The 26,638-nt window shown below is 52.1% G+C and carries 21 protein-coding genes; 12 read left to right on the top strand and 9 right to left on the bottom strand.

Going from position 1 to position 26,638, the window contains the following annotated elements; genetic code table 11:
* Positions 1-14: 14 nt before the first annotated feature.
* From DZC79_RS14005 to DZC79_RS13995, 3 genes are all read left to right on the top strand, one after another.
* Positions 15-1,295, top strand: a complete 1,281-nt coding sequence (locus tag DZC79_RS14005; protein ID WP_118952219.1) for a serine hydroxymethyltransferase — start codon at positions 15-17, stop codon at positions 1,293-1,295.
* Between the two features lie 267 nt (positions 1,296-1,562).
* On the top strand, positions 1,563-2,066 hold the full coding sequence (locus tag DZC79_RS14000) for a hypothetical protein (RefSeq protein WP_118952218.1): 504 nt from the start codon (positions 1,563-1,565) through the stop codon (positions 2,064-2,066).
* A gap of 126 nt (positions 2,067-2,192) precedes the next feature.
* Positions 2,193-2,729, top strand: a complete 537-nt coding sequence (locus tag DZC79_RS13995; protein WP_118952217.1) for a hypothetical protein — start codon at positions 2,193-2,195, stop codon at positions 2,727-2,729.
* A 28-nt stretch (positions 2,730-2,757) separates the two neighbouring features.
* Here DZC79_RS13995 and DZC79_RS13990 read toward each other — a convergent pair whose 3' ends face one another.
* The 6 genes from DZC79_RS13990 to DZC79_RS13965 all read right to left on the bottom strand — a co-directional run bounded on the left by DZC79_RS13990 (position 2,758) and on the right by DZC79_RS13965 (position 8,689).
* Positions 2,758-4,143: an FG-GAP-like repeat-containing protein gene (locus DZC79_RS13990; protein WP_198666900.1), complete on the bottom strand. Its 1,386-nt coding sequence runs from the start codon at positions 4,141-4,143 to the stop codon at positions 2,758-2,760.
* A gap of 161 nt (positions 4,144-4,304) precedes the next feature.
* Positions 4,305-5,408, bottom strand: a complete 1,104-nt coding sequence (porQ, locus tag DZC79_RS13985) for a type IX secretion system protein PorQ (protein ID WP_118952215.1) — start codon at positions 5,406-5,408, stop codon at positions 4,305-4,307.
* 106 nt (positions 5,409-5,514) lie between these two features.
* Complete coding sequence (locus DZC79_RS13980; protein WP_118952214.1) at positions 5,515-6,339, bottom strand: enoyl-ACP reductase FabI; 825 nt, start codon at positions 6,337-6,339, stop codon at positions 5,515-5,517.
* A gap of 79 nt (positions 6,340-6,418) precedes the next feature.
* Entirely contained in the window at positions 6,419-7,093 is a 675-nt protein-coding gene (locus DZC79_RS13975) for a DUF2306 domain-containing protein (RefSeq protein ID WP_118952213.1), read from the bottom strand.
* Positions 7,078-7,701, bottom strand: a complete 624-nt coding sequence (locus DZC79_RS13970) for a M15 family metallopeptidase (RefSeq protein WP_157977145.1) — start codon at positions 7,699-7,701, stop codon at positions 7,078-7,080. Before DZC79_RS13970 ends, DZC79_RS13975 begins: the two co-directional genes overlap by 16 nt.
* 28 nt (positions 7,702-7,729) lie before the next feature.
* A complete protein-coding gene (locus DZC79_RS13965; protein ID WP_118952211.1) occupies positions 7,730-8,689 on the bottom strand; it encodes a YARHG domain-containing protein in 960 nt (319 codons plus the stop codon).
* A gap of 203 nt (positions 8,690-8,892) precedes the next feature.
* Here DZC79_RS13965 and fusA point away from each other — a divergent pair, with 203 nt between their 5' ends.
* The 4 genes from fusA to DZC79_RS13945 all read left to right on the top strand — a co-directional run bounded on the left by fusA (position 8,893) and on the right by DZC79_RS13945 (position 13,243).
* Positions 8,893-11,043 (top strand): elongation factor G, encoded by a 2,151-nt coding sequence (gene fusA / locus DZC79_RS13960; RefSeq protein WP_118952210.1) that lies wholly within the window; start codon positions 8,893-8,895, stop codon positions 11,041-11,043.
* A gap of 141 nt (positions 11,044-11,184) precedes the next feature.
* Complete coding sequence (locus DZC79_RS21270) at positions 11,185-11,793, top strand: hypothetical protein (protein WP_157977144.1); 609 nt, start codon at positions 11,185-11,187, stop codon at positions 11,791-11,793.
* A 28-nt stretch (positions 11,794-11,821) separates the two neighbouring features.
* Positions 11,822-12,451: a hypothetical protein gene (locus DZC79_RS13950; protein WP_118952208.1), complete on the top strand. Its 630-nt coding sequence runs from the start codon at positions 11,822-11,824 to the stop codon at positions 12,449-12,451.
* Between the two features lie 147 nt (positions 12,452-12,598).
* A complete protein-coding gene (locus tag DZC79_RS13945; RefSeq protein ID WP_118952207.1) occupies positions 12,599-13,243 on the top strand; it encodes a LolA family protein in 645 nt (214 codons plus the stop codon).
* A 227-nt stretch (positions 13,244-13,470) separates the two neighbouring features.
* On the opposite strand, the gene hutI is transcribed toward DZC79_RS13945, so the two are convergent.
* Positions 13,471-14,700 carry an imidazolonepropionase gene (gene hutI / locus DZC79_RS13940; RefSeq protein WP_118952206.1) on the bottom strand — a complete coding sequence of 410 codons (1,230 nt, stop codon included), beginning with the start codon at positions 14,698-14,700 and terminating at the stop codon, positions 13,471-13,473.
* A gap of 585 nt (positions 14,701-15,285) precedes the next feature.
* Here hutI and DZC79_RS13930 point away from each other — a divergent pair.
* Together DZC79_RS13930 and DZC79_RS13925 are read left to right on the top strand one after the other, a co-directional pair.
* Positions 15,286-18,027 (top strand): T9SS type B sorting domain-containing protein, encoded by a 2,742-nt coding sequence (locus DZC79_RS13930; RefSeq protein WP_118952204.1) that lies wholly within the window; start codon positions 15,286-15,288, stop codon positions 18,025-18,027.
* Positions 18,028-18,584: 557 nt separating this feature from the next.
* On the top strand, positions 18,585-19,190 hold the full coding sequence (locus DZC79_RS13925; protein WP_118952203.1) for a hypothetical protein: 606 nt from the start codon (positions 18,585-18,587) through the stop codon (positions 19,188-19,190).
* 74 nt (positions 19,191-19,264) lie between these two features.
* Here DZC79_RS13925 and DZC79_RS21880 read toward each other — a convergent pair whose 3' ends face one another.
* Both DZC79_RS21880 and DZC79_RS13920 read right to left on the bottom strand, forming a co-directional pair.
* The gene (locus tag DZC79_RS21880) at positions 19,265-19,534 is read right to left on the bottom strand and encodes a class I lanthipeptide (protein WP_198666899.1); all 270 of its coding nucleotides are present in this window, start codon (positions 19,532-19,534) and stop codon (positions 19,265-19,267) included.
* Between the two features lie 747 nt (positions 19,535-20,281).
* Positions 20,282-21,280: an acyl transferase gene (locus tag DZC79_RS13920; protein WP_232831831.1), complete on the bottom strand. Its 999-nt coding sequence runs from the start codon at positions 21,278-21,280 to the stop codon at positions 20,282-20,284.
* A 109-nt stretch (positions 21,281-21,389) separates the two neighbouring features.
* Between DZC79_RS13920 and DZC79_RS13915 the strand changes: the two genes are divergently transcribed.
* The 3 genes from DZC79_RS13915 (at position 21,390) to DZC79_RS13905 (ending at position 26,591) form a co-directional block, all read left to right on the top strand.
* Complete coding sequence (locus DZC79_RS13915) at positions 21,390-21,872, top strand: hypothetical protein (protein ID WP_157977143.1); 483 nt, start codon at positions 21,390-21,392, stop codon at positions 21,870-21,872.
* A gap of 35 nt (positions 21,873-21,907) precedes the next feature.
* The gene (locus tag DZC79_RS13910) at positions 21,908-25,336 is read left to right on the top strand and encodes a DUF4175 family protein (RefSeq protein WP_118952201.1); all 3,429 of its coding nucleotides are present in this window, start codon (positions 21,908-21,910) and stop codon (positions 25,334-25,336) included.
* A gap of 124 nt (positions 25,337-25,460) precedes the next feature.
* A complete protein-coding gene (locus DZC79_RS13905) occupies positions 25,461-26,591 on the top strand; it encodes a beta-ketoacyl-ACP synthase III (RefSeq protein WP_118952200.1) in 1,131 nt (376 codons plus the stop codon).
* Positions 26,592-26,638 lie beyond the last annotated feature (47 nt).

Raw genomic sequence — 26,638 nt, 5'->3', positions numbered from 1 at the left:
TTCAATTCATACCGATGCAAAAAGATACTGAAATATTCGGCCTCATCAGGGAAGAGCTGGACCGCCAGCGCCGCGGCCTGGAGCTGATCGCCTCCGAAAACCTGACCAGCCTGCAGGTAATGCAGGCCATGGGCAATGTGATGACCAACAAGTATGCCGAGGGCTATCCCGGCAAACGATATTACGGCGGTTGCGAGGTAGTGGATAAGAGCGAGCAGCTGGCTATCGACCGGGCCAAACAGATCTTTAACGTTGCGTATGTAAATGTACAGCCACACAGCGGCGCCCAGGCCAATACAGCCGTACAGTTTGCTGTAATGAAGCATGGAGACGCATTGCTGGGCCTCGACCTCAGCATGGGCGGACACCTTACTCACGGCTCGCCCGTTACCTTCTCCGGCAAGATGTACCAGGCACATCACTATGGTGTGCGCAAGGAAGATGGCCTTGTCGATTACGACGCTTTGGAGGCAAAAGCCCTGGAAGTAAAACCCAAGCTGATCATTTGCGGCGCTTCGGCCTACAGCCGCGATTGGGACTATGCCCGTATCCGCGCCGTTGCCGATAAGATCGGCGCACTGGTGCTGGCCGATATCGCTCACCCTGCCGGCCTTATCGCTGCAGGATTGCTCAACGACCCCTTCGACCATTGCCACTTTGTAACCTCTACTACCCATAAGACCCTGCGCGGTCCCCGTGGCGGCATCATTATGATGCGCAAGGATTTTGAAAACCCATGGGGCATCACTGGTCCTAAAGGCGAGATCCGCATGATGAGCCAGCTGCTGGACCTGTCGGTATTCCCCGGCTTGCAAGGCGGCCCGCTGGAGCATGTGATCGCTGCAAAAGCCGTATCCTTCTTCGAGATACTGCAGGACGAATATAAAGCCTATGCCCGCCAGATGCAAAGCAATGCACAAGCCATGGCGGAGGCTTTCCTGGCCAAAGGTTACGACATCATCTCGGGCGGTACCGACAACCACCTGTTGCTGATCGACCTGCGCAACAAGAACATCTCCGGTAAAAAAGCAGAAAATACGCTGGTGAAAGCCGATATCACGCTCAATAAGAATATGGTACCTTTCGACGATAAGTCACCCTTTGTTACTTCAGGTATCCGTGTGGGTGTACCGGCGATTACCACCCGTGGCCTTAAAGAACAGGATATGGTGCAGGTGGTATCCTGGCTGGATCAAGTGCTGATGTCGCCCGACGACGAACAAGTGATCGCCGCTGTGAAGGGAGAGGTGAACGAATATATGAACGGCTTCAGCCTCTACCCCGAAATGGGCTAGGCAAAAGCAATAGAGATGCCGCTTGCGGCCTGTATAAAAAGAGCTGTTCCTGTGCGGAGCAGCTCTTTTGTATCCACCAGGTTCAGGCTTGTCATCGCGACCAGGCCAACGGCTGCTTCAGTCGGTCTTCCAACTAATTGTAGATAGCCTTTTCGTGCCGAGGTAGCGCGTTTTGACAATCCCTTAAAGAAAATCCTTTGCGTTTTAAACCCCGGAGATAAAAATAAGTCCTATCTTTAGCTAAGCTTACCATAAAAAATTTATCCTATGAAAAAAATATTGCTTTCACCGCTTTTGCTGACCTTCCTGCAGCAGGAGGCCGGTGCCCAATACCACAGGCCTCCGGACAAGCCGTTTGAAATTATGGAACGGGCGTTTGCGTCCAGGAATACTGACGCGACGGCAAGAACGAATAATGCGCTTGTGCACCAGACGATTACCGATCTCGGTGAAATCGCAGAAGGACAGATTTACCAGTTTAAGGCCAGCCCGACGAAAGGGCATTATTACCCACAGGATTATTTATATGTACGTCAAAGCGATGTCTCGTCTATCTCAATTCCCGAAAGCAGCGGCATCAGCAGTGTGTCTTTATCGGCTAACAACCAGTTTATTGTTACCCTCGATACTAAAGACCGCTACGGCGACTATAGCCAGCAGTTTTCTGTCGCTACCGCCTATGGCAATCTCGTATTCGTGGTTAACGCGCATATCGTGGACGCCGGTGTGCTGAAGGCTGCAACGGTTCAGAAAAAAACGGATTTGCAATAAGATATCGCCATTACAGTACGGAGATCAGCGATCGAAAGACAGCAGCTGGATAAAGTATTCATTCGGGTATGCCAGGGCTAAACATTAAAATCCATTTCCCATCATTTTTCTTTCAAAAAATATCCTATGAAAAAGATATTCTTGCTATGCTTTATGCTGCCACTACTGTGGCAGGAAGCAGGTGCTCAAAATTACCGACAGGGGCGGCCCATGGCCCAAAACCGCAGGTTAGTTTATGATCCTTTGTACGACCCCATAGCAGAAGCCCGGCTACAGCGCAATATCGATCCTACCCTCAATCCCCGCAGTAAGTCAACGATCCACAGAACGATCACCGATCTTGGCGATATAGCAGAAGGACAATTCTATCAGTTCGGGGTAAATACAGGAGACCCCAAAGCCTATCCCGCCAATCATCTGTTCATGAACGGGTTCAGGATTTCTTCTATCCTCATCCCGGAAAAAAGCGGCATCCGGAGCTTTGACCTGGCAACAGGCAAAATTCTTGCCACACTTGACACCAAAGATCGCTACGGCGATTATAGCCAGGAGATCGATATGGTTACCGACGAAGGTGTGATTACCTTCGTGATCAAGGCTCGTATCGTGGACGCCGGCGTGCTGAAGGCGACAACAGCGCAGAAAAAAACGGATCTGCAATAGCGTATATCGCTCCACCGCAGAACAGAGATCAGCGGCCGGTGAACACCAGGCGCTTTACCGATTGTCTTTCGCCCGAGCGCATGAATAACTGGTATATACCAGGAGCATAACCGCTGATGTCGAGCATATGGATACCTGAAGGCGCCTTGCCCTGATACACGACCTTTCCGCTTATATCGGAGAGGATCAGCGCTACATCATCAGGCTCGCTGTGCTGCAGCAGAAGAAGCTTCCGGACAGGATTGGGATAGACGACTACGCCTGGCAACTCATGACTGCCGATACTGGCAGGCCCGTCGTTTCGTAGCAGGAAGTTGCTGAACAGGAGATCGGAGTCACCATCATTATCGATATCGGCAGCGGCGACAATACAATTGGTCACATCCATCTGCCGGAAGCTTCCCATCCTGTCAAAAGCAGGTGTTGTATTCCCAAAGGCCATGGCGGAGAAACTAAAGAAAGTGTCGTTGCCTCCACCAAAACAGATATCCGGCTTGCCATCCCGGTCAAAATCGGCGATATCCACCGCCGAGGGCTCCCCGAATGCCGGCAGGTTGGTGTTGACCTGACTGAACGTACCGTCGCCATTGTTGCGATAGAGCCCAACAAAGTTGTGCTGGCCGGCACTATCGACACCGGTCACCAACAAGTCGGGGTGCGTATCCGCATCATAGTCGAGCCAATCGACGGTACCAAAGCCACCTTTCATATAAGGGCTGGCCAGGCGAAAGCTGTCATTACCTTCATTATGGTAGATATAGGTTCTTGAAGCATTCCAATTGACTCCGTTCATGGCCAGATCGGATTTGCCGTCGCCATCATAATCCTGCCATTTCAATTCACCGCCGCGAATACCGGCAAGCCCGGCGCCGATATCTGAAAAGCGGAATCCGCCTTCATTGCGCCAGATCAGCGAGTAGGGTTCACCAGCCGTGTCTGTTCCGGAAGCGGCAATGTCCTTTAAACCGTCTCCGTTATAATCCGCGACATCAATGCCCCCTTCTGCAAGTCGCTTCAGGGTATCGTTCACGAGCAGAAAGCTACCGTTGCCGTTACTTTTATATATCCTGAAAACAGGTGCGAAGGTGTCGGCCGCAAACCCGGATACGAGCAAGTCGTCTTTGCCATCATTGTCCAGATCGGCCCAGTGGGCAGCAGGATTGAATAAAAAGCCCATATCTGCAACACCGATCATCCCGGATGCAGTATTGTGATAGATACGGAAAATATCGGGCTGACCTTCGGTCATGGTTTGGGCAATATATACCAGGTCTTTGCGGCCGTCACCATCGTAGTCGCCCCATGCGGCGGTACCATAGGCCCCTATCGGTAGCGAATCGATAACACTGAACTGCTGCGCACCCGCAGATAAAGAAAGGACCAGAGAGAGCAGAAGAATGGAAGTACTTTTCATAGAAGCCATTTCCGACAAAGACATCCTTGCGGCGATGGCCCGTTGGTTGCCCGATGATATGTAGCTGGAATATACCCGGATCCAGGGAGTACCAACAAGACCATGTCACAAACAAAGAGCTGCCTTCCGGCAGCCCTTTGTTCTTTTTCTGATCCAGCGGATCAATACGTTTTATCCCAACCCCAGGCTTCGGTCTTTTTGCCGATAGCAAAGAATTTATTCAGCTGAAAGCTTAGTCCCAGCTCGTTGTAGGCGCCTGCCGATGTCATATAGGACCGTGCGTAATGTACCTGCAGCTTATTGAGGTTAACACCTGCGCCAAAGGAGAACCCCGCCAGACCCTTGGCATCCTGCGCGCCCAGCTCGCTGCGGCGGATATGGTTGTAGGCCGCCGAAACCGTGATACGTTTACCCAGGATCAGCTCGACACCAAAGTTCAGGTGCCGGAATAGCTTATCGGCAATATACTTTTTATTGGTTGCCGTGTCGTCCGCTGTCGGCAGCAGGCTGTTGTTTACTTTATCGGCCGGGTTATTGTAGCGCACATTCCATTCATAGAGGTGATGACCGACAATGAACAGGCGTAAGGGCAGGTTGCGCAGTTGCTTGCTTACCCCGATCTGCAGGTCGAAAGGCATGGGCTCCGACTGGGTTTCGGGATTGTATTTTTTCAGCATCACACCCATATTCTTGGCTACGACACCAATAGTCCAGAGGTTAGCCGTATCTTCATACACCACGCCTACATCGGCTAGCACAGCCATAGCCGATCGGTCGCCCAGGATTGATTGTGCCCATTTGAGGGTAGCGCCATAACGCCAGCGCTCCAGGTACCGGCGCGAAGCCGACAGGTTGATTGAATAATCTGCGGCCCGGATATCACCCAGGTTGTTGCCTTGTACATCTGTATTCTGAAAGGAACCGTAATTGTAATATTGCACACCGAAACCGAAGTCGGTATTCAGCGGCGCCACGTGATAGGCATATTGCAGGTTGGCGATACCAATCCCCGCATAATAAAGGTTGTAGTTCAGCGCCAGCTGGTTGTGATAGCCGGGATTCAGCAGTGCAGGGTTCTGCAGGGTGAAAGTAACATCCTTATCCGGGCTGGCCGGTACATAACCGCCCAGGGCCGATACATGCGGGCTGTTGCTCATCCGCAGGTATTCGAAAGCATGCTGTCCGCCCGTGATCTGGGCATAGCCCTGGAAACCGAACGAAACTGTAATAGCAAGACCAGCAGCCAGCCGTATAAATCTACTCATAAACCTTAGAACGGGATAACAGTACTTATATTGTATAAAAGGAAGCCTCCGTTTACGGAGCCTTCCCTTGCCTTTTAACTTAGTGTCTCCGACGCAGGGCCATCCTTTAGCCCTTCGCCTTTTCCATCTCTTCCATGATCTGGTGGCTGACTCCGGTAAAGGAGAAACCGCCATCGTGGAACAGGTTCTGCATCGTTACCATACGGGTAAGATCGCTGAACAGGGTAATGCAATAGTTGGCGCAATCGCCGGCGCTGGCATTGCCCAGGGGCGACATCTTCTCGGCATAATGGTAGAAGCCGTCGAAGCCCGTTACGCCGGAACCGGCGGTAGTGGGTACCGGCGACTGCGAAACGGTGTTCACCCTTACTTTCTTTTCCATGCCGTAATAGTAGCCAAAGCTGCGGGCAACGCTTTCCAACAGGGCTTTCGCATCTGCCATATCATTGTAGCCGGGGAAAGTACGCTGTGCAGCGATATAGCTGAGCGCCACCACGGAAGCCCATTCATTAAGGGCGTCCAGCTTTTTAGCGGTTTGCATCACTTTGTGGAAAGACAATGCAGAGATATCGAGGGTCTTCAGGAAATTATCATAATTGGTGCCGTCATAGGCAAAGCCTTTGCGCATATTGGGCGACATGCCAATAGAGTGCAGCACGAAGTCGATCTTACCACCGAAGTGCTCGGTAGCCTGGTTGAACAGACTTTCAAGATCGGCAACTGATGTAGCATCCGCGCCGATCACGGGTGCATTGTTACACAGGGCGGAGAGTTCTTTGATGGTACCCATACGCAAAGCCACCGGTGCGTTGGAAAGCACGATCTCTGCACCTTCTTCCACTGCACGCAATGCTACTTTCCAGGCGATAGAGCGCTCGTCCAGCGCGCCGAAAATAATTCCCTTTTTACCAGATAATAATTGGTTAGCCATAGCAGATCTAAAATAATTTGAGGGGGTAAAGGTAACGAAAATGAACATTGATCAGCCCAAAAAGTACTTTCATTCTTCTTCAGGAAACAGGGGGAGCAGCTTTTTTCCTGAACAGGTAATAATAAATAATTCCTTCCGCCACCAGCAGGTTCCCTACCCAGCCCAGCCAGGCCACCAGCCGGTACACCTCCATTGGCTTAGGGGCAAACAGCAGCACCAGCGCCCATTTCCAGAGCCTGAGGCTGATTGCCGACAAGGTGAGCGCATAGCTACGGTACATCCAGCGCCGGTGGGTACCGATGTGTCCTCTCACCGCTTCCCGCCAGCCCATAAAGGTAAACCACAGCCAGCACAGGGCCAGCAGGCAAAAGGCCGTTTGCGCGATCCATCCGCCATTGCCGTAATAGCCCATCACCAGGCCGGAAGGTCCGGCCAGCCCAAGGATGAGCCCCGCATATACCCGGCCGCTCCAGCGGTGCACCAATGGAGAACGGCGACGCAGCACCGGCGAACATTGCAGCATGCCGGCGAGCAATACGAAGATGCTGCTGTAGACATGGGTAAAGAAAGCCAGCTGGTAATACCACCTGCCGGCTACTTCCTGTTTTACCCTCAGGAAGGCCACATCGGGCCGTGCCGGCACATATTGCCAGGTGATAAGCAGCATGAGCCAGGCGAAAAAGAGGAGCAGCCCATACCCGGTAAGGCGTACCAGGCGGGAGCGCAGGGAAGATGCGGTCAGGGGCAGGGCCATAGATAGCTGGATAAAGGGTAATCTTTTTTACGATAGTTGAAATGCCACCACTCGGCATCGTAAGGGGTAAATCCGGCCTTCTGCATAAAGGCCCGAAGCAATACGCGGTTGCTGTGCTGCCGCATGCTGAGGGCCGCGAAATGGTAAGCTGCGCGTGGGGAAAAATCGTCGAAGTGCCCGCCCATATCCAGCAATACCCCGGCGCTGTCGGCCAGGCCTACGTCAACGGCCAGCCCGCGGTTGTGCATCGATCCTTTTACCGGGTCGGCAACAAAGCGCTTGTCGAGCACCACATCATACATTTTTTGCTGGTAAGGCAGCGGCCGGTAGGCATCGAAGATAACGATCCTGAATCCTGCGGCCTTCGCCTGCTTTCCTGCAGCGCTTAAGGCCGAGGCAGCTTCAGGGCGCAGCAGGCAGCGGGCGCAATCGTATATCTTGCGGTGGGTAAAATTGGCAGTATCAGCATAAGCCATCCTGAGCAAGAAGCCTTCTGCTGCCGCATCGATCTCCACCCATTCCTCCTGCCGCTCAGGTATGTCAAGACTATCGTCTGACGACCCCGACAGCGCCTTTTCATAAGCCTTCTGTACGATAGCCTCTTGCACGTCCGGATCTATACAAGCAGCGAAAATGCTAGCCGCGGCCAAAAACATCATAATATTCGCGGGCATTCTTTTCATAGCGGAGCAGCAGCTGTATATTCTTTTTTTCAGTTTCGGTAAATTCGCTTTTCACGTCGTTGCTTACCGGCACATACCAGGGCTGTACATCGAAATAAGCACGCAGCTGCTGGTTGCGGAAGGAATAGCCGTGACGGGCATAGATCGTATTGCGCAGCACAAAGAGGTCGGCCTTGGTCATATTGCTCACTTCTGCTGCCGTCAGCAGCCGGGTGGATGCATTGTAGCGGCTCACCTCATCGGTAGTGGTAAAGTAGCTGTAGTCGTATTCCGTCACGTCTTCGTCCAGCTCGTATTCGATACGTTTGCCTTTCTTGTTCCAGTCGACATAGCGGCGGTAATCGGGCATTAGCTCCGGATTGTAGCGGAACAGGGTTTTCGTCAGCTCAAATTTCCGGCGCGGAATCCTTATTTTTTTATAAGCCTCCCAGGTGCCGGAGACCACCGAATCGCCCTGCGCAACAGAGAATGAGAACACACCGTCGTATTTGTCATCGCCGGGCTCCTTCAGCGCAAAAATGTACCGGCCTTCCTTCAGCACCACCGTTCCCTCGAAAGGACGGTCGTTGCCGGCGACCACGCTGTGGCCGGTCACCACTCCATGGTCCGCCTTCTCGATCACGATATTGATCTTATTGGCATAGTCCCAATGAAAGCCTTCCCCCGCCGAAACATGCCCGGCATCGGTGTCAGGTTCGAACATACCCACCCAGTAACCGGGCAGATCGGCCTCATTGCCGGCGACCAGGCTGGTATTGCCCGGGCGTTCCAATCTCTTTGCCGGCGTTTCGGCAGCCGGAGCCGTTGTGGCAGCTGTTTCCGTGGCAGGATCTTTGTCCTCGTTTCTGATCGCTGAAGTACAGGCCGCTAAGCAGAGCAAGGGCAAGGCCAGACCAGTAATTCTGTTTATCATATTTGCAGGGTTATGCCTTCAAAAATACCGTAATTTATTGCCGGCCCCAATGCTTTTCCCTCAAATAATTTCAAAAACAATACATGGAAAAAATTTAGCAAAAAGATCATTTATGCAGGCTTAAAATCAATTTCAAACATTCATATAAAAAACTTACCTTTGCACCCTCAAATTTAATCTTAAGTTTTTTAATCTAAACTGTCATGGCAGATTTACGCTTACAGCGCAATTTCGGTATCGCCGCGCACATCGATGCGGGTAAGACCACTACCACAGAACGTATTCTGTATTATACCGGTGTAAACCACAAGATCGGTGAAGTACACGAAGGTGCGGCTACAATGGACTGGATGGCTCAGGAACAAGAGCGTGGTATCACGATCACCTCTGCCGCCACTACCTGCTTCTGGAACTTCCCTACCGTACAGGGCAAGCCCGTTGCTGATTCTAAAAAATATAAATTCAACATTATCGATACTCCGGGCCACGTGGACTTTACCGTGGAAGTAGAGCGTTCTATGCGCGTGCTGGACGGCCTGGTTGCCCTGTTCTCTGCAGTTGACGGCGTTGAGCCCCAATCTGAGACCGTATGGCGTCAGGCTAACCGCTATCGTGTACCCCGTATCGGTTTCGTCAACAAAATGGACCGTATCGGCGCCGACTTCCTGATGGTAGTTCAGCAGGTACGCGACATGCTGGGCGCCAAAGCCGTTCCCCTGCAGCTGCCTATCGGCGCTGAAGACAACTTCAAAGGTGTGGTTGATCTCATCACTATGAAGTCTATCGTTTGGGACGACTCCACCCAGGGCATGACTTATACCGAAGGTGAAGTGCCTGCCGATATGCTGGACGAAGCCAATCAATACCGCGCCGAGCTGGTAGAAGCCGTTGCAGAATATGACGATACTTTGATGGAGAAATTCTTCGAAGATCCCAATTCCATCTCCGAAGCCGAGATCCACGAAGCGGTACGTAAAGCAACCATCGACCTGAGCATCATCCCGATGCTGTGCGGTTCTTCTTACAAGAACAAAGGTGTACAGAAGATGCTGGACTGCGTTATCCGCTACCTGCCTTCTCCCCTGGATATCGAAGCAATCAACGGTACCGATCCCGATGATGCCGAAAAGCAGCTGGTACGTAAGCCTGATGCTAAAGAGCCTTTCGCTGCCCTGGCCTTCAAGATCATGACCGATCCTTTCGTTGGCCGCCTGGCGTTCTTCCGCGTGTACTCCGGTCACCTGGATGCCGGCTCTTATGTACTGAACGTGCGTTCCGGCAAGAACGAGCGTATCAGCCGTATCATGCAGATGCACGCCAACAAGCAAAACCCGATCGACTTCATCGAAGCCGGCGATATCGGAGCTGCAGTAGGCTTTAAAGATATCAAGACCGGCGATACCCTTTGCGATGAGAAAAATCCCATCGTTCTGGAAAACATGTTTATCCCGGATTCCGTAATCTCTATCGCTATCGAGCCCAAAACTCAGGCCGATGTGGATAAAATGGGTATGGCTATCGCCAAGCTGGTGGAAGAAGATCCTACGCTGCGCGTAAAAACCGACGAAGACACCGGCCAGACCGTACTGAGCGGTATGGGTGAGCTCCACCTGGAGATCATCGTTGACCGTATGAAGCGCGAATTCAAAGTAGAAGTAAACCAGGGCGCTCCCCAGGTTGCCTATAAAGAAGCGTTCACCATGCAGGTAACGCACCGCGAAGTGTTCAAGAAACAATCCGGTGGCCGCGGTAAATTCGCCGATATCCAGTTCGAGATCGGACCTGCTGAAGAAGAATTCCTGAAAGAAGGCAAAGGCACCTTCCAGTTCGTAAACGACATCTTCGGTGGATCTATCCCTAAGGAGTTTGTTCCTGCGATCCAGAAAGGCTTTGAGTCCTGCATGACCAGCGGTGTGCTGGCCGGCTTCCCGGTTGAGAATATGCGCGTGCGCATCTTCGACGGTTCTTTCCACCAGGTGGACTCCGACTCCATGTCTTTTGAGCTTTGCGCCAAATCCGGCTTCCGTGAAGCAGGCCGTATGGCTAAGCCCATCATCCTGGAGCCGATCATGAAAGTAGAAGTGCTGACTCCCGATCAATACATGGGTGATGTGACCGGTGACCTTAACCGTCGTCGCGCTATGCTGGAAGGTATGGATACCCGTAACAACCTGCAGGTGATCAAGGCCAAAGTGCCCCTGAGCGAAATGTTCGGTTACGTAACCCAACTGCGCTCCCTGTCTTCCGGCCGTGCCTCCTCTACCATGGAGTTCAGCCACTATGCACAGGCGCCTAAGAATATCGAGGAAGAAGTAGTGACTAAAGCTAAAGGCAAAAAAGCTGCCGAAGCCTAATCCGATCCTTATTCCAGCGCATGCAGGTAATGCTCCTGCAATGCGTAAAAGCTCCCGGTAATACCGGGAGCTTTTTTTGTGCTTCGGGGCTGCACCCAAGCTATCAAAAGCGTGCTCCGTCTATCATACAAATCCTCCTCCATGCCTAAACAAATCTCCATATTGGCAGTGGCATTGCTATGCCTTTTTGCCTCATGCGAATGCGAACGCCACCAGTGTCCCGGCTATGACCATGACCCGGCGCCCACGGGCGGAAGCTTTCGTTTCCGTAATGCACAGACAGGAACAGCCCTTACCATCGAAGTACGTAACAAAAATCTTTCCCAATCTTACGGCAAGGACGAGACAGTATTGGCATTTTCCTGTCAGCATGATTGCATGGCTACAGCTGAAGTTAACGCCGCCACAACAATGACAGTCGGTGCACCGCCGGTAAGCCTGACACTGAACCTTGTCCGCTATTACCAGGGCAAAACCTTCAGCAATACCCGCATGCACTATGTGCTGAACGATATGGCAGGCACCTTCATTCTGCAGCCGGACCTGCAAGCCGGGCACACCGCGGAAGACGGTACCTGGTATGCCGATACGCTGCGGGAAATGAATACCGGGCTGAAAGTCTATCCAAGGGTGCTGATCCAGACACGGAAAGCCACCGGCAGCAGCGATGCCATTGTAAAAACCTTTTGGGATACCGGGGGCCTTATCGGCTTTGCCCTGGCTAACGGCGATGTGTACTGGAGCGAGTAACCACAATCAACCATACAATCCAATATCCATGAAAAAATACATCCTCCTTTTGATCGCTCCCGTTTTTCTCTGCGCCTGCAGTAAGGCCCTTCAATGCCCTCCTTTCGATGAAGCGGCACGCAGCAGCTGGCTTCCCCAGGAAACAGGCAGCACAATCGCTTTTGAAGAAGAGACTGACCATTCCCTTATCCGCTTTACGGTAACCTATAATAAAGCCAGCGAAGCTTATAGAGAGGAACCCGCCAATTACGGTATCGGTTACTATACCCGGGATTGTGAGGCAGACGCCAATATCAGCCTGGCGGCTTCAGATAATCAATCGACCTGGGTAACCGAGTACTACCTCTCGATCACTTCCGAATTTACAGAGGATAAGGAGCAGTTCCGCAGCTTAAAGTACCAGCTCGGCGACTTTGGTGGCGGTTTCCGGCTCTTTCCAACACTGAGTATGTCCGGTACAGCAGCCAATGCCCAGATGGACCGCGACAGTATTGTCGATAACTTAGCCCTTGGCGGCAGGACCTATGAACGAGTGCTGATCCAGACACGCAGCATCGCCGACACCGCCGGCAGGGTCATTCGCAAAGTATACCTAGCGCCGGGTTATGGCATTGTGGGCTTTACAAGCAAAGACCGCCGATATGTGCGCCGGTATTGAAAGCCAACTATTTTTCATAATAAAACGTTATTAGGTCGAAATTATTTAAACTTTTGGCCCGGTATTTGTTCTTTATTCTGCAATTTGCAGCCCCTGACAATACCGTCAGATCTAATTAATGTTACTGTCTTAAAACAACAAACAAATATGAAAAAATTCCTTGCTTTAATGTTGACCGCGACTACCTTCCTCTCCTTTACCACAAGCGCACAGGATGCCAAAGCAAAGGCCATACTGGACAAGGTGAGCGCCAAATTCAAAGGCATGAGCAGCCTGAAAGCCAATTTTTCCCTGAATATGGATGATGCCAAAGGCAAGTCAAAAGGTACCAAAAGCGGCACCTTCCTGATGAAAGGCAACAAATACCGTGTGAACATGCCCGGACAGCAGATCATCAGCGATGGTAAAACGGTGTGGACTTACCTGCAGGCCAACAAAGAGGTACAGGTAGCTTCCTATGACCCCAATGCCCAGAGCATTTCTCCTGCCAAGCTGTTCTCCGGTTCTTATAACAGCGAGTATAAAAGTGTTTATGGCGGCGAGAAGACCGTTGGCGGCAAGAAGGTCGATGTTATTGAAATGACCCCGGTAAGCGCACGCGCTTTCAAAAAAGTGGTGCTGTATGTAGATAAAGCTTCTACCATGATCACCGGCGGTACCATGTACGACAAGAACGGCGGTTCTTATGGTTATTCCATTTCCGGCGTAACGCCCAATGCCAAAGTAGCAGATACCGAATTTACCTGGGATGCAAAAAAGAACCCTGGTGTGGAAGTAGTAGACCTTCGCTAAGTCCATAAAGATTCCATCGGGACCAGATTATAATAAGATAAGACAAGAGGCCATCCGCAGGGAATGGCCTCTTGTCTTTGTGATCCGGGCTACGGTTATTGCACTACAAATCGCCCTTGTCTTTTTATCTTGTCCGAGCGAAGCGCGACCCAATACATACCCTTGTCCAGGAACGGACATCTACCGGAACTGATTCGCGGTTGCCCCACTATCCTTCGGTTGAACGGTTATACGATCACCCTTTCGATCCAGTTTTCGCCGAAGCTATACGGCAGGTAAGCCACCGAGGGTACGGGCCGGGTAAGAATGAGCCTCGCCTTTTTGCCCACGGCGATCGTTCCCATTTCCGGCTCCAGCTCCATAGCGGCAGCACCGTTGATCGTTTGTGCATGGATCGCCTCTTCCGGTGTCATCCGCAGCTGCGTACAGGCCAGTGACAACAGGAAGTTCATATTGCCCGAAGGGCAGGAACCGGGATTATAATCAGAGGCCAGGGCCACAGGCAGACCAGCGTCGATCAGCATGCGGGCCGGCTGATAATGCATATTGAGAAAGAAGGCTGCCCCGGGCAATAAAGTAGGAATGGTGTCGCTTCCCCTTAGGGCTTCGATCTCTTCTTCGCCCATACTTTCCAGGTGATCGACACTGACGGCCCGGTGCTGCACCCCTACCTGCACCCCACCCGAGCGATGCAGCTGGTTGGCGTGTATTTTGGGCTTCAGCCCGTATTTCCAGCCGGCTTCCAGCAGGCGTGCTGTTTCTTCAACAGAAAAGAATCCTTTTTCACAGAAAACGTCCATATAATCGGCAAGACCTTCTGCGGCAACCCTGGGCAGCATCTCGTCGATAATGAGCCGGAGATAGCCTTCATGGTCTTCCCTGAATTCGGGAGGGAAAGCATGAGCAGCAAGAAAGCTGGCCTTAATGGGTATTGCAGCCTGCTCTTTCAGGCGGCGGATCACCCGCAGCATTTTCAGCTCCCCTTCCAGGCAAAGCCCGTAGCCGCTTTTGATCTCTATGGCGCCGGTGCCTTGCGCGATCACCGCTTCGAGCCGCTGCAGCGATTGTTCGTACAGGATAGCTTCGTCAGTTTCGTTTAGCTTCTTCGCAGAATTGAGTATGCCGCCGCCTCTCCTGGCAATCTCTTCATAGCTCAGTCCTTTGATGCGGTCGACAAACTCCCGGTCGCGCGGCGCTGCAAAAACAAGGTGGGTATGGGAGTCGCACCAGGCGGGCAATACGATCCTTCCTTCGCCATTGATCACTTCATCGGCCCGCAGGTCGTCAGGGATCTGATCCATGCTGCCGAAGCTGTGAATAAGGCCGTTTTCGATCAGCAGCCAGGCTTGTTCTACAGAAGGCAGGCTGGCCATGTCTTTGCCCGCTACCCTGGCTTTACGATGAGCGCCGGGCTCGGTTTGCACCAGCTCTTTTATCTTTTCAATCAGTATGCGCATGAATATACTTTAAAACGTAAACGGGCTGTAAGTGCAACCCTGCTACAAATAAACGAAAGAAGCCGGAAACGGTAAAAATTAAGGTCTTTTTATACACTGTCCGTATAAGCCGCCGGAAGCATAAGCCGGAGTGCAGCAGGAATGTTTTCTTCTTACATATCCAACCGAAAGCCAGCGACAGGCCGTCTTCTGCAAAACAATCATCACCGGGCATCGCCAATCCCCGGAACTGCGTCATTCCCATTCTGCAAACAAGGGGCCTCCTGCCTGAGCCTCTTCCGCCTGCACCGGATGTCTTATGCTTTTTTGACCAGGATACACATGAACAGGATTATAGTAAGAACGAGGAAAGGATATTGCTGATTTATGTAAAAGGGAATGCCATTTGCGCATCCGGAAGCAGACCAGAAAAACGATACACAAAAAGAACAACATTTTGCAAAGCAATATCATACTAAAGCCTGATCTTTAACGTTTGCCAACGCAGAGGATACTACATCGTGATGCTGTGCCTTTGTTAATTAATGTAAACAATATTTCAGCTTCCGGCATATTTGCTTATTTGCATACTAATTTATTAACACTATGTCTAAGTCATTTCTGAACGCCTGGGTATGGGCAGCGATCCTTGTGTTCTCCTTCGGCACTACCAGGGCGCAATTGCTTCCGCCCAATCAACCGGAGCAGGATGCCTGCGGCGCTTTGCAGCTTTGCGGCAATTCCTTTTTTACCCCCTACAGCTACCAGGGTATAGGCGTTGTAAGCGACCTGTCCAGCTCGCCTTGCGGTGCCGGCACTTTTAATCCCTGCGGCGAGGATAACGTGGTATGGCTGAAGCTGGTGGTGAGTGCGCCCGGCACCATTGTGTTTACCATTACACCCGTGGCCACGGCAGACGACTACGATTTTGCGATCGCCAATATCACCAACGGCAACTGTAACAATATTACCCAGGCGCAGGTGATCCGATGCAATTTCAACAACAATGCTCCCGTATTCAATGGCGGCGTTGTGGGCCTTAACAGCACATCCACGCTCACCCAGGTAGCCGGCGGCACTACCGGAAGCTCCTTCCTGCAGCAGATTACCGCGGCAGCCGGCGATGTGTACCTGATCATGATCAATAACTTCGGCGCCGGCGGCGGACCAAGCTCCGGCTTTACCATCGACTTTACAGGATCAACAGCTACCTTTTTCGATAATACCCCACCCCATTTCAGCAACCTGCAACCGGCCTCGCCCTGCACGTATAAAAATAAGGTTACGGTACACCTGAATACCCAGATTGCCTGCAATTCCATTGCGGCGAACGGTTCCGACTTCCAGCTCAGCCCCGCCGGCGTCATTGCCAGCGCATCGGGCATCAATTGCTCCGGCACCAATGGCTATACGCAGGATGTGGTCGTTAATTTTGCCCCGGCCCTGGCACCCGGTACCTATACCTTGCGCGCCAAGACCGGCACGGATAACAATACCCTGCTGAACCTCTGCAATACTGCCCTGACCCTGCCCGACTCCATTACCTTTACAGTACCGCCGGCAGCGCAATACAGCAACACCAGCCTGGCTTGTACCACACTGACGGTGCAAACCAATGTTCCTATTAAATGTGCATCGGTCAGCGCCAATGGTTCCGACTTCGGGATCAGCGGCCCGGCCCCGGCGGCCATTACCAGCGCTACAGCAGTGGGTTGTGTAAACGGCTATACCAGTACCATCACGCTCCAACTTGCAGGACCTATAACTGCCTCGGGTGTGTACGCACTGACGGCCCAGAATGGTAGTGACGGCAATACCCTCGAAGACAGCTGCGGTACCTTCCAGGCTGTGGGCAACAGCATTAGCTTCAATGCCAAAGCGCAACCGCGGCTGCAGCTGAGCGATACCCTCGTCACCTGCAGCAATACCGGTGTGGTACTGCCGCTCGTAATCACCAATAACGACCCTGCCCTGAACTATACTTACCAATGGGCACCGGCAGCCGGGCTCAGCGATCCTGCCATAGCACAACCCCTCGCCAATCCTGCCGGCGATGCCCGGTACGTGGTTACAGTAGGCAGCAACGATCCTTCTATGTGTACGGCAAAAGATTCGGTGTTTGTGCACAACCTGATGGGCTTCAGCATCCTCAACAATGACACGACCATCTGTGAGGGTGCTTCCGTAAGCATCAATGTGGCCGGCAGCGACGAGTATACCTATGTATGGACATCTACTACAGGCGTGTCCGACCCGAATATCAAGAACCCGGTACTGACGCCGGCTACATCCACCACCTATACCCTGGTAGCTTCGCATGCCGGCTGTAACGACAGTGCGGATATAATCGTGATCGACGTGCAGCCCAACCCGACCAATATCAAGCTGCAGGCCGAACGCACAGAAATGTGCCGTGGTGAAAGCATTTCGCTTCATGCCCTGGCCGAGCCGCTTAGTTTTAATTTCAGCTATAGCTGGACACCTGCCGGGGACCTGATGTACAGCAGCGGTCCGAATAATGTTTATACCGGCGACACTTCGGTTTATGTATCGGTTACGGCTTCGACCCCTATCGGCTGTTCGGCAAAAGACAGCGTAAAGCTTACGGTGTTTCCCGGCGATTTCGCTGCGCTGAATACGACAGACACCGGCTATTGTCCCGGCGGCCAGGTGCAGCTGCAGGCCGAAGGCGGCGTATCTTATTCCTGGGACCCGGCCTATGGCCTCAGCGCCACGGATATTGTTAATCCTGTTGCCTCGCCGCAGACCAGCACGCAGTACCGCATGATCGCCAAAGATATCCATGGCTGTACCGATACACAGTTTGTGCAGGTATCCGTATACCCCGAAGCGATATTGGGTATACCCGACAGCATCAGCATCTATCCCGGCGAAAGCTACACTATCGATCCCGTGACCAATTGCCATTACTTTACCTGGTTTCCGCCTTCAGGCCTCAGCGCGACCAACGTCGCCAACCCGGTAGCGCAACCGGAAGTAAGGACACGCTATTTTGTCAATGCCGTAACCGAAAGGGGCTGTACCCTGCGCGACTCGATCGATGTGCTGGTTAAAGAAACCGTGATCGACATGCCCAACGCGTTCCATCCCGGCGGCTCCAACGGTGTCTTCAAGCCTGCCAAACGTGGCATTGCTCGGTTGAAATCGTTCAACATTTATAACCGCTGGGGACAGAAAGTATTTGAGAGCAGCAACATCGACAAAGGATGGGATGGCAGCTACAATGATAAGCCGCAGCCTATGGGCGTCTATATCTATACCATCGAAGCCGTAACCGACTCGGGCAAGCCCTTTACCCGGGAAGGCAATGTGACGCTGATACGGTAGCCGGGCTCCGATAAACGCAACAATAAAGCCACATACCTGGGATGCCGTTAGCACAAGGTTATAAACATCCCATTGTCATGCTGACATCTGCGAAGCAATGGAAGCATCTCTGTTGCACTTTGTTTGGCAAGAAATATGTTTGAGCGATGACAAGCAGTATTGCTTTATAACGCGTCGCCACCCTGAGCGTAGTCAAAGGGTGAAAAGAGAGAAGTCTTCTTTCGAAAGAAGACTTCTCTTTTGGCATTTATCGCTGTAGGACAAAATACAGATCACATCATTACTAATGGGCACACGCGGAGCGCGCGTGCCAGCCAGCGCAATGTAGCGCCCCTATGACTGCATCCCCGTTTCTTTAGAGTGTGGCCGTCATTTATAAAGTATCGGCCCAGAGCGTTTACGGCTTCAAAGTCTGCAATAATACCGGATTCTGCACCGGATCCGATCGCGGGTACACCATAGCTCCGCCATACTGCTCAACGTACAGGCCGGGCATGCCTATGTTCTGCAAATCCGTAGCGAAATGGAACTCAATTGTTAACTTTACAAAATACCCTATGAAAAACACAATCGCTATTGTCCTGGCCTGCCTATCCTTAAACTGCGCAGCGCAATCGGGAGATATCTACTCCGACCACTTTGACGACAACCGCAGCGGCTGGTTGTCTGATGACACGACCGAGAATACCGGTTTAAAGATTGAGGGCGGCAACCTTATAATGGATGGAACCAAAGGGAAACACGCAACCAGCATAACCAAGCAGATCGATAACAGCCAGGACTTTGAAATAGAGATAACCTATACTGTGCTGAAGCAGCCCGGAAAGTACGATAATGCCGGCCGGCTATTCTGGGGCTTTTCTGATTCGCTTGGAGGCACCTGGGTAGGACTATCAACAAAACTTTTCTCCTTCACTTACTGCCGGGGTGGCGATCACAAGAACGATAAGCATAAGAGCGTGTTTGCATACCCGCGCCTGAAGCTTGATACGCCCATTCATCTTTCAATCCGGAAGGTAGCAGACGAATACCTCATATTCATTAACGGCAAAAGGCAGCGGAGATTGCGCTTTGAGAAACTGCCTGGCGACGAGCTCGCGATTGAAGTAGCCAAAGATAGCGCCTTAAAGATTGACGACATATCCATTAAGTACCTGAACTGACGAAAGCAAAAAAAGCTACCCTTTGCCAGGGTAGCTTTTTTTATTCAGCTTAGCCTCTGAGAGGCGATATTCATTTAGCAAATGCCTGGACACCGTGAGTCTATAGCAATTGATCCAGGTGCACAGCAAGGATTTCCCACTGTCGGGTTTGTATTAGGAGGACAAGCTATAGTTTCGATACAGCCGCAAGGATTGCTGTTAGCAGGACAGGTCTCCGTTAAACAGCATACGCCGGTGATCGTGGCGCCGCCAGCGACAAGGTGCTGCTGGCCGTTATCCAATGTAGTGATCGTTTGCTTTTGCAGCATAAGCTTCCGGGCCAGGTTGAGGCTTCTCTTTTTCATATGGATCTGATTTCTTTAGTGTGCTGCTAAATTACCCGTTAGCACTGCAGAAAATTTGCAGTAACGAATTAAAAAGCCTCCCTTACATACAGTATAGACAGGTATATGTGTCTAAACATATTTGAGTAAATGGCTGGCATTTGTTCGACTCAGGTGATTGACAAATTTGCCCCGGATAATAAGTAAACGGCTTGGTACCACAATTTGCCACCACAAGTGAGTCTTGGAGCGTAGGGCAGTTGGCGGCGCATGATTCAGCCGGGGGATTTGTTGCGCAATTTATTGCTGCTGAATCTCCTCTACCTGTCACCCTGGCCCCTTGACTTAAATCGACTATCTGGTCTTTAACAAGGATCAATTTCCTACCAAGATCAATTTTTTTCTTTTTCATTAGTTCTATGTTTTTGATCCGTAAAAGTCGTTGAGTGCACTGCAAATTACTTTCAGTAGAAAAACAGGGATAACGAGACAGCAAGAAACAAAAAAGCCACCTTACTCTTATTGATAGCGATGTATATCCCCGCAGGCACGCGCCCCCAAGGGCAAACTTATTTTCCCCGAAACGGTGCAACGGGCCGCGGAAGAGTAAATACCTTATAACGCATCGTCACCCAGAGCGCAGTCGAAGGGTAAAAAAAGAGAAGTCTTCTTTCGAAAAGAAGACTTCTCTTTTGGTATTATATCCGCCGCACCACTAAAAGAAATTACAGATGTTATTACGCTTCACCGGTGACGCTTGATAAACTTTTATACCACCATCAGGCTGCAGCCTCTCAGCGCCGAATGGTCAAGCCTTCCCAGCACTTCAAAGCTGCCGTCTGCCACTATTTTAGCAATATCATCGGTAGCGATGAAGGCGCAGGAGTGTACATTGGCCAGGTCGATCACATTCAGGCAGCCGGCTCCTGTAGTCCTGATATCGAAAGGATCGTTTTCGTCGCGTACCTTCACCTGCATGGTCGATGCCGCCTGGTAAACACCACCGCCCTTCGAATAGGCCTGCGACAACAGTTCGGTCATGCCGTATTCGGAATGGATTTGCTGCAGCTGCCATTGTCCGCACAGGTATTGATGTACCTGGTCACGCGTCCATTCTTCCCGTCGCCCTTTCATGCCCCCGGTTTCCATTACGATGACACCGGAAAGGTCCATAGGATAATGCTCAGCAAAATCCAGCAAGGCAAAAGTGACGCCCAGCAGGATCACCGGCGTACCGCGCTGCTTCAGGCTTTGCAGCAAGCCGGCGAGCTGCTCCCATTCATTGAGGTAAAAGCCGCTTTCAAACCGGCCGCTGCGGCGGATCAGCTCATCGGCCATATACACCAGCGAAGAGTTGCCCCGTTCCAGGTAAGAAGGCAGCAGGCAAAGGAAAACATAATTTTCCGGCGCCCCGTAATATTGTTCAAAGCCCTTAAGAAAGCTTTGCCGGTACAGCCCTGCATCCTTTACCAGGTGCCGGCTGTTCTGTGTGGCAGTAGTGCCGCTGCTTTCAAAGATCGTTTCCGGGACAAAGCTTCCGGATACAACGGTATGGGTTTTGAAAAAGGAAATGGGCAGGCAAGGAATAGCAGCACAGGTGGCTATGCCGGCCGGATCTCGGCCGATCGCATCGGTAAAGGCACGGTACACGGCGCAATGCTCGTACTGGTAACGGAACAAAGCCAGCGCATAAGTATCAAAATTTTGCGCTGTTACCCGTTGCAACCAGTTATCCTGCTGAATAATATGTTCAATATTGAGCGACATTTACTAAATTTGGAGAAGAATGAGATCGGTTACCGGGCGGCTGAAGCCAGAGACCGGCTTCTTAGGGAAGCCGCATCCGGTGGGAGCCGCGTTAAAGCAATTATCAAAGATGAAAAGGCAAATATTCCTGTTGTTCAGCCTGGCCCTTTTTTTAGTTTCCTGCACCAAGCAGCCCAAAGATTATCCGCCGGAGCCGCAAATTTACTATCAATATGTGAGACCACAGCTGCTGGATCTTAATGATACCGCAGGGGTACAGATCGCCTTGAAGTTTACCGACGGCGATGGGGACCTGGGCACCGACGCTTCTGCACAAAATAAAAACATCTTCCTCAAGGATTCAAGGGATACCAGCGCATCACCTTTTACCATACGCCAGCCTTTCCCGTTTATCGAAGATTACATGAGGCCTACAAAAGGTGGCCTGGAGGGCTTCATTACCATTAACCTGGGCCGGCAGTTCTTTTCCATTACCGATTCCCTGCACCTGGCCCTGCGCAAAGATACGCTTCACTATACCATATACATCCAGGACGATGCGGGCAACAAAAGCAATACCGTCCAAACCGATCCGATATACCTTCAATTTTAGCAGGAAGCCGTGACAGCCAGGCAAAGGAGCTACCCATGAACAATTACGACCTACTGATACAGCGGCTGGACGCCTTCACCCGGAAATACTACCTCAATCAGCTGATGAGGGGTAGCCTTATTTTCCTGTCCTGCCTGCTGATCTATATATTGCTGGTGAGTGTAGGCGAGTACTTCCTGTATTTCCCCGCCTGGCTGAAGCTGGGGATTATCGGCGTTTTGCTGGTGGCCGGAAGCCTGAGCCTGGTCGCCTGGATCGTGATCCCATTGCTGAAGATAAGCAGGATGGGAAAGATTATTTCCCACGAACAGGCAGCACGCATTATTGGCCTTCATTTTACCGAAGTAAGCGACAAGCTGCTGAATATCCTGCAGCTGCGTCAGAATCAAAGCAGCGCCGAAAGCCGTGAGCTGATCGAAGCCAGCATCGATCAGAAAGCAGGCCAGATTGCGATAGTACCCTTTACCCAGGCTGTCGACCTGCGCCGTAACCGCCGGTACCTTCCCTACCTGCTGGTCCCTGTGCTGGCGGTGATTGCCATTTTCTGGCTCGCGCCACATGTATTCCGCGATGCCTCCGACCGCCTGATGCAGCCTTCCAGAGATTTTGCGCCACCGGCGCCCTTTGCTTTTAAAGTCACTTCCGGCGACCTGCGCGTGCCGCTTTACGGCGACTACACCCTGGAAGCCGAAGTAAAGGGCGATAAGCTTCCCGACCAGGTCTATGTACAGGTCGGCTCGGAGCAGCTGGAAATGCAGAAGATCAGCAAAACAAAGTACAGCTATACCTTCAGCCGGGTCGGCCGGCCGATCGATTTCAGACTTACGGCGGCCAGCATATCTTCTGACCGCTACAAGTTGTCCGTGATCGAAAAGCCCCAGCTGCAAGCTTTCGGGGTGAGCGTGGAATACCCCGCCCATACCGGCCGGAAGAATGAAGTGCTCCAAAGCCTGAGCGATATGACCGTGCCGGCGGGAACAGTATTCCGCTGGACCTTGAAAGCCCGCCATACCGATGCCATCAGCATCCGTATGGGCAATGCCGGCAATGGTTTACCCCTCCGGCAAACCGCCAAAGATACCTGGACCCATAGCGCCCGCTTCCTGAACGACACCGCCTATACATTGCTACTTTCAAGCCGACAGATGCCCAGGGCCGATTCGTTCCGTTATATGGTGCAGGTAATCCCCGATATGCATCCGCAGGTGCAGCTCCAGGAAATGAAGGACAGCATCAGCGGGCAGCAGATATTACTCACCGGCAATGCCAGCGACGATTACGGTATAGCCCGCCTGTACTTTCACTATACAGTGCTGGATGCCCGTAAGCAGGTGGTTTCGGAAAAGAACATCGCCATAAAGAGCGGCGGCGCCGTGATCCCTTTCCAGCAATACTTTGACCTCGGCACCTTAAACCTGCTGCCCGGACAGGAGGTAAACTATTATGTAGAAGCCTGGGATAATGACGCCGTACATGGCAGCAAGAGCGGCCGCAGCGAGGTGCATACCTACCGCATGTACGACCTGAAGCAGGTGGATTCGGCCATGGATCAGCATTCCAGGCAGATCAACCAGGGGCTCAGCTCTAGCGCTGAACAGGCGCGTAAGCTGCAGCAGGAAATGCAGGATATGCAGAGCCAGCTGCTGCAGTCGGAAAACATGAGCTGGGAAAAACAGCAGAACCTGAAATCGCTGGCCGATAAGCAGGAACAGCTGAAAGACCGTGTGGAGTCGATCAAAAAACGCTTTGAAGAGCAGAAGAAGCAAAGCGAGCAGAAGCAATACAGCGAAGAGATCAAAGAGAAACAGGATGCTGTGCAGAAGCAGCTCGACAACCTGCTGAACAAGGAGCTGGCCGAGCAGCTGCGCAAGCTGCAGGAAATGATGAAGCAGATGAACCGGGACAATGCTTTCCAGAACCTGCAACAGATGGATCAGCAAAACAAGCTGTTCAATATGGACCTGGAGCGGATACAGGAGCTGATGAAGAAGCTGGAAATGCAGATGAAAATGGAAGACCTGGCCAATAAGCTGGAAGGGCTTGCCAAGCAGGAACAGCAGCTGCAGCAAAATACCGACGCCGGAAGCAAAAGCGACGACGCCCTGTCCAAAGACCAGAAAGATATCCGCAACAGCCTGAAGGAAGCGATGCAGCAGGACATGAAAGCAATCGATAAGCTGAACAATGAACAAAAGCGGCCGGAGAAGACCGACGATGTAAAGGAGATGGGCAAAGAAGCAGATCAGCAAATGGAGCAAAGCGATCAGCAGCTGCAGAAAAGCCAGAAGCAAAAGGCCAGCCAGTCGCAAAGCAAGGCCCAGCAAAACCTGCAGCAAATGGCGGCGTCCATGAAAAAAATGTCGGCGGGTATGGACGCCGAACAGATCGATATTGATATCAAGGCTACCCGGCAGATACTGACCAATCTTATCCGTTTCTCCTTCGACCAGGAAAAGCTGATGAATAAGGTGAAGCAGACGCCCATGTCGAGCCCTGCCTACATTACCAATTCCCGGGAGCAGAACCGCCTGAAGGGTAATGCGCGCATGATCAGGGACAGCCTGTTTGCCTTAAGCAAACGCGTGTTCCAGATTGCTGCCGGCATCAACAAAGAGACCACCGATATGGAGCTGAACATCAACAGCACCCTGGCCTCACTGGAAGCCCGGCGGCTGGGCGAAGCCGTAACCCGGCAGCAATATGCCATGACCAGCGCCAACAACCTGGCGCTGATGTTGAATGAGCTGCTGGAAAACCTGCTGCAACAGCAGGCCCAGGCTATGTCTTCGGGCAGCGGCAGCTGCTCCAAGCCCGGTGGTATGAGCCCCAAACCTGGCAAAGGCGGCAGCGCCGGACAAATGATGCAGGACATCATCACCGGTCAGCAGCAGATGGGCCGCAGCATGCAGCAAGGTAAGGGGCAACAGCAGGGCAAGGGGCAGCAGGGCGGAAAACAACCCGGCGGGGGGCAGAGCGGCAGCGGCAATGGTGGGAATGGCCAGGGCGACGAAGGTAATCCTTCCGATGCCGAGCAGCTGGCCCGGCTGGCACAGCAGCAGGCCGCCCTGCGCCGGCAGATCCAGGAGCTGTCGAGCCTGCTCAACAGCAAGGGAATGAGCGGCAACGCGCGCGAGCTGCGGGCCATCCAGGAGGAAATGGACAAAAACGAGACCGACCTGGTTAACCGCAGGTTAAGCTCGCAATTGTTCCGGAGGCAGCAGGAGATCATGACCCGGCTGCTGGAAGCGGAAAAGTCCATCCGCGAACAGGAAGAAGACAACAAACGCAATGCTAATGCGGGCAGGGACGAACAGCGCCCTATGCCGCCAGAGCTGCAACAATACCTGCAAAGCAGGCAAGCCCTGCTCGATCTGTACAAGACCGTACCTCCTGCACTACGGCCCTATTATAAGAAAATGACGGAAGATTACATGAGGCAGGTGAAGCAGCAGCCTGCCAATTGAGGCCATAGCTTTTTTAAACGGCTTTAGCTTATCTTTGCCGCCTCAACCGGGCAGCCGGAACCGGATAGTTATTCCGAACTTGAACCAGTTCAACAGCAATACAGAAAACCCCAGGAAACAATAAATGCAAGAAGTTTATATTACCCGTATGGCAAAATACCTGCCTTACGACCCCGTGAGCAATGACGAAATGGAGTCGGTACTGGGCATGGTCGACGGGAAGCCTTCCAAGGTAAGAGCGTTGATTTTAAGGAACAACGGGATCAAAACAAGATATTATGCATTCCGGGAAGGACAGAAATCGTTTTCGAATGCTGAGCTGACGGCCGAAGCGGTAAAAGCACTTTTCGACAATGATAAAGAGCTGGAGCAGGTGCAGCTGCTGGCTTGCGGCACTACCTCTCCCGACCAGACGTTGCCTTCGCATGCCTCTATGGTGCACGGGCAGCTGGGCCTTCCCCCGCTGGCGTTGTTCTCTTTTTCCGGAGCCTGCAATACCGGGATGCAATCGTTCAAATATGCTTATCTCTCCGTGGCTTCGGGCGATACCGACAATGCTGTAGCTACCGGCTCGGAGCGTATGTCCAAATACCTGACCTCCGATAAATTCCAGGCCGAGATCGACAAAGTGCATGAAATAGAAGAAAACGGCTATATCGCTTTTGAAAAAGATTTTCTGCGCTGGATGCTGAGCGATGGCGCCGGTGCGGCTTTCTTCCAAAACAAACCTAGTGAAGACGGCCTTTCGCTTAAAGTAGAATGGATCGACATGACCTCTTTCGCCGGTGAGATCGATACCTGCATGTACAGCGGCGGCATTAAAGACGGCGAACGGCTGATCGGCTACAATGAGCTTCCGACAAGCGATTGGCTTACCCAAAGCGTATTTTCTATGAAGCAGGACACCCGTTTGCTGGGCGAGCACATTGTGCCCCGTGGTGTCGACTTCCTCGAGCAGGTAATGAAGAAAAGGAATTTCGATACCCGCGAGGTCGATTGGTTCCTACCCCACCTGTCATCCGAATTTTTCCGTAAAAAGATATCCGAAGAGCTGGAACGCCGTAACATACCGCTGCCGCTTAACCTTTGGTACACCAACCTTGACCGCCTCGGTAATGTAGGTTCCGCTTCAGCCTACTTTATGCTGGAAGAGCTGATGAACCAGGGCAAGCTGAAGAAAGGACAGAAAGTATTCCTCATGGTACCCGAGAGCGCGCGCTTCTCCTATACCTATGCGCTGCTGACGGTTGTATAAACGTTAATGATCTTACTGATAATGGCTGCCAGTGCTCCGGCAGCCAT

Source organism: Taibaiella helva, assembly GCF_003545695.1.
Classification (GTDB): Bacteria; Bacteroidota; Bacteroidia; order Chitinophagales; family Chitinophagaceae; genus Taibaiella; species Taibaiella helva.
Note: the sequence above shows the minus strand (reverse complement) of the source record. Positions and strands in the feature narration are given on the sequence as shown.